2 protein-coding genes are annotated in these 3605 nt (G+C 78.2%); both read left to right on the top strand.

The genetic code is table 11. The features are described from left to right. The first annotated feature begins 194 nt into the window (after window positions 1-194). Window positions 195-2009 carry an FtsK/SpoIIIE domain-containing protein gene (locus EF903_RS30175; protein WP_399422012.1) on the top strand — a complete coding sequence of 605 codons (1815 nt, stop codon included), beginning with the start codon at window positions 195-197 and terminating at the stop codon, window positions 2007-2009. Between the two features lie 166 nt (window positions 2010-2175). After that, on the top strand, window positions 2176-3525 hold the full coding sequence (locus EF903_RS30170; protein ID WP_125548171.1) for an ABC transporter substrate-binding protein: 1350 nt from the start codon (window positions 2176-2178) through the stop codon (window positions 3523-3525). Window positions 3526-3605: the final 80 nt, after the last annotated feature.

Below are 3605 nucleotides of genomic sequence, written 5' to 3'. Positions count from 1 at the left end.
GGGCAGCCGCAGCAGCGCCCCGTCCGCCTTCGCCGACAGCGTGAACGTGCCGTCGGCGCGGGTCGTCGCCGAGTCGACCACCCGGCCGCCTCGACGTCGGCCTCGGCGCCGGAAGCCGCGTCGCCCTCCAGGACTGCGGCTCCCTGGCCCTCGCCGGGCCGCGCGCCCGCCTCGCGGGCGTCGCCCGCTCCGTCGTGGCCCAGCTCGCCGCCCTGCACGCGCCCGCGCAGCTGGAGATCGTCCTGATCAGCGCCGACCGGGCCCGTACCGTCGCGCAGCGGCGCGAGGAGTGGGGATGGCTGGGCTGGCTCCCCCACGTCCGCCCCGCGCACGGCCAGGACTGCCGGCTCCTCCTCGCCTACGACCGCGACCAGGCCGCCGCGCGCACCGGCGAGCTGACCCGCCGCCTCGACGCCGGGCCGCTGGGCGCCGACTGGGCCGCCGCCGACCCCTCCCGCGTCCGGGAGGCCGCGGCCGCGCACACCGGCCCCCGCACCCTGCTCGTCGTCGACGGCGACCCCGGCACCGCCGCCCTGCGCGACCTGACCGGCCGCCTCGCCTCCCACGGCCCGGCCGCCGGGATCCACGTCCTCGTCCTGGCGGAGACGCCCCCCGCGACGCCCGCCTCCCCGCTCGCCGAGACGTACGAGGCGGCCTGCGCGGCCGCCCCCGCCTTCCGGGACTGCGGCGCCGCCGCCCTGCTCAGCGGCGACGTGGCCACGGCCGTGCGGACCTTCGCCGTCGCCGGCGGCCGGCCGTGCCCCCCGGGGACGACCGCGACCGCGGACGCCGTGTCCGCGGCCTGGGCCGAGCGGTTCGCCCGCGCGCTCGCCCCGCTGAAGGCCGAGCCGGCCGGCGGGAAGCCGCAGCGGCCGGCCGCCGCCGCACTCCCGGCCGCCGCGCGGCTGCTCGACGAGCTGGGGCTGGCCCGGGCCACCCCGGCGTCCCTGATGGCCCGCTGGGCCGAGGCCACCGAGCAGGGGCAGGGTGTCGGCGGGCTGGTCGAGCTCGTCCTCGGCAGCGGGCAGGCCGGGCCGGTCGGGGCCGAGCTCGTCCACGACGGGCCGCACCTGCTCGTCACGGGCCCGGCCGGCAGCGGCCGTACGGAGCTGCTGCGCTCGGTGGCCGCCTCGCTGGCCGCGGCCGCCCGGCCGGACCGGCTCGGCCTGGTCCTGGTCGACGGGGCCGGCGGCGAACGCGGCGACGGCCTCGCCCCGGCCGCCGAACTCCCGCACGCGTCCGCCCACCTGGTGGCCGCGGACCCGGTCCGGATGCGCGAGTTCGCCCAGGCCCTCGGCGCCGAGCTGAAGCGGCGCGCCGAGCTGCTGGAGGGCGTCCCGTTCGCCGAGTGGCACGCCCGCCGCGAGGTGTCCGACCGGATGGTCGCCCCGCGCCGGCCCGCCCCGGGCGAGCAGCTCGGCGGCGACCCCGACCAGCCGCGGACGGGGACGCTCCGGCTGCGTGCCTCCGCCGTGCGCACCGAACCCGCCCCCGGCCCCGGTCCGCTGCCCCGCCTGGTGGTCCTGGTCGACGACTACGACGCCCTGGTCGCCCCGGCCCTCGGCAGCGCGGGCCGCCCCGCCGCCGGTTCCGTGGTGCGCGCGCTGGAGGCGGTGGCCCGCGACGGGGCGGCGCTCGGCGTGCACCTGGTGGCCTCCACGGCCCGCCCGGACCTCACGGCCGACACCGAACTCGTACGGGGCAACCCGCTGCGGGTCGAGCTGGAGCCGCCCGACCGTCCCGGGCCGGGCCGCGGCCGACTGCACGGCGCCGGCGGCCGGCCGGTGCCGTTCCAGGGCGGCCGGGTGACGGGCCGGATCCCCCGGACGGCGACGCTGCGGCCGACCGTCGTCCCCCTGGAGTGGGACCGGATGGGTGATCCGCCCGCCCGCCGGCCGGTGCGCGAGCTCGGCAACGGCCCCACCGACCTCGCGCTGCTGGCCAGCGCCCTGGACCGGGCCTCGCACCTGGTCTCGGCGGTGCCCGTGCTCTTCCCGGCCGCGCCCTGACCCGCGGCCGGGCCGCGGCACCCCCCGCCACCCGGCCCCGTACGGCGGCGGGCGCGCGCGGAGGCGGTATTGCGGGGCGCGCGGCTCGGGCGTAGACCTGTGGGTCGGGTCACACCACGGGAATCGGGGGCAGACCATGGACGGGCAGGGAACGAGCCGCGGGCAGATGCGCAGGAGGAGCGCCCCGGCCGCCTGGACGGCGCTGGCCGCGGCGGGAGCCCTCCTGCTGGCCGGCTGCGGGGACGGCGGAGCGGGCAAGTCCGATCCGCCGGGCGGGCCGTCGGCCGCGCCGCGGGTGGAGTTACCGCGGCTGGACGGGGAGAAGCTGGAGGTCTCGGCGGTCTGGACGGGGCCGGAGCAGGCGAACTTCACGAAGGTGCTGGAGGAGTTCGAGAGGCGGACGGGCGCGTCGGTGGCGTTCGTCCCGGCCCAGGACCCGATCGTCACCTTCCTCGGCACGAAGATCGCGGGCGGGCAGCCGCCGGACGTGGCGCTGCTCCCGCAGGTCGGGGCGCTGACGGCGGCGGTCCAGAACAAGTGGGCGCAGCCGGTCGGCCCGGAGGCGAAGGCGCAGCTCGACAAGAACTACTCGCAGGGCTGGAAGGAGCTGGGGGCCGTCGGCGGCACCCAGTACGGCGTCTACTACAAGGCCGCGAACAAGTCGCTGGTCTGGTACAACGCCAAGGCCTTCGAGGCGGCGGGGGTGCAGCCGCCGAAGACGTGGAAGGAGCTGATCGCCGCGGCGGACACGCTGTCGGCGTCCGGCACTCCGGCGGTGTCGGTGGCCGGCGCGGACGGGTGGACGCTGACGGACTGGTTCGAGAACGTCTACCTCTCGCAGGCGGGCCCGGAGAAGTACGACAAGCTCGCCAAGCACGAGATCAAGTGGACGGACGACAGCGTCCGGCAGGCCCTGACCACGCTCGCGGAGCTGTTCGGCCGGAAGGACTTCCTGGCGGGCGGTCCGAGCGGGGCGCTGGCGACGGAGTTCCCGAAGTCGGTGACGCAGACGTTCACCGGCGGGGACCGGCCGGCGGCGGCGATGGTCTTCGAGGGCGACTTCGTGGCGGTCAACATCGCCCAGACCGAGGCGAAGATCGGCGAGGACGCCCTGGTCTTCCCGTTCCCGGCGGTCGGCGCGAAGGCGCCGGTGGTGTCGGGCGGGGACGTGGCGGTGGCGTTGAAGCCGTCGAAGGGCGCCCAGGCGCTGCTGACGTTCCTGGCGTCGCCGGACGCGGCGGAGATCCAGGCACGGCTGGGCGGGTTCGTCTCGCCGAACAAGGCGGTGGACCCGGCGGCCTACCCGAACGCCATCCAGCGCCGCATCGCCGAGGCGCTGATCGCGGCGGGCGACGACTTCCGCTTCGACATGTCGGACCAGGCGCCGGCGGCGTTCGGCGGGACGCCGGGCGCGGGCGAGTGGAAGGCGCTCCAGGACTTCCTGGCGAACCCGTCGGACGTGGCGGGCATCCAGGCCAGACTGGAGGCGGACGCGGCCAAGGCCTACGGGAACTGAGCCGGTGGCGGCCTCGGACGGCACGGCGGCACCGGCCGCCGTGCCCGCGCGGTCGGCGCGGTCCGGGCGGGGCGGGGATC

This window comes from Streptomyces sp. WAC05292 (assembly GCF_003949955.1).
In the GTDB taxonomy this organism is placed as follows: domain Bacteria; phylum Actinomycetota; class Actinomycetes; order Streptomycetales; family Streptomycetaceae; genus Streptomyces; species Streptomyces globosus.
The sequence above is the reverse complement of the archived record's forward strand: the minus strand, read 5'-3'. Positions and strand labels throughout refer to the sequence as shown.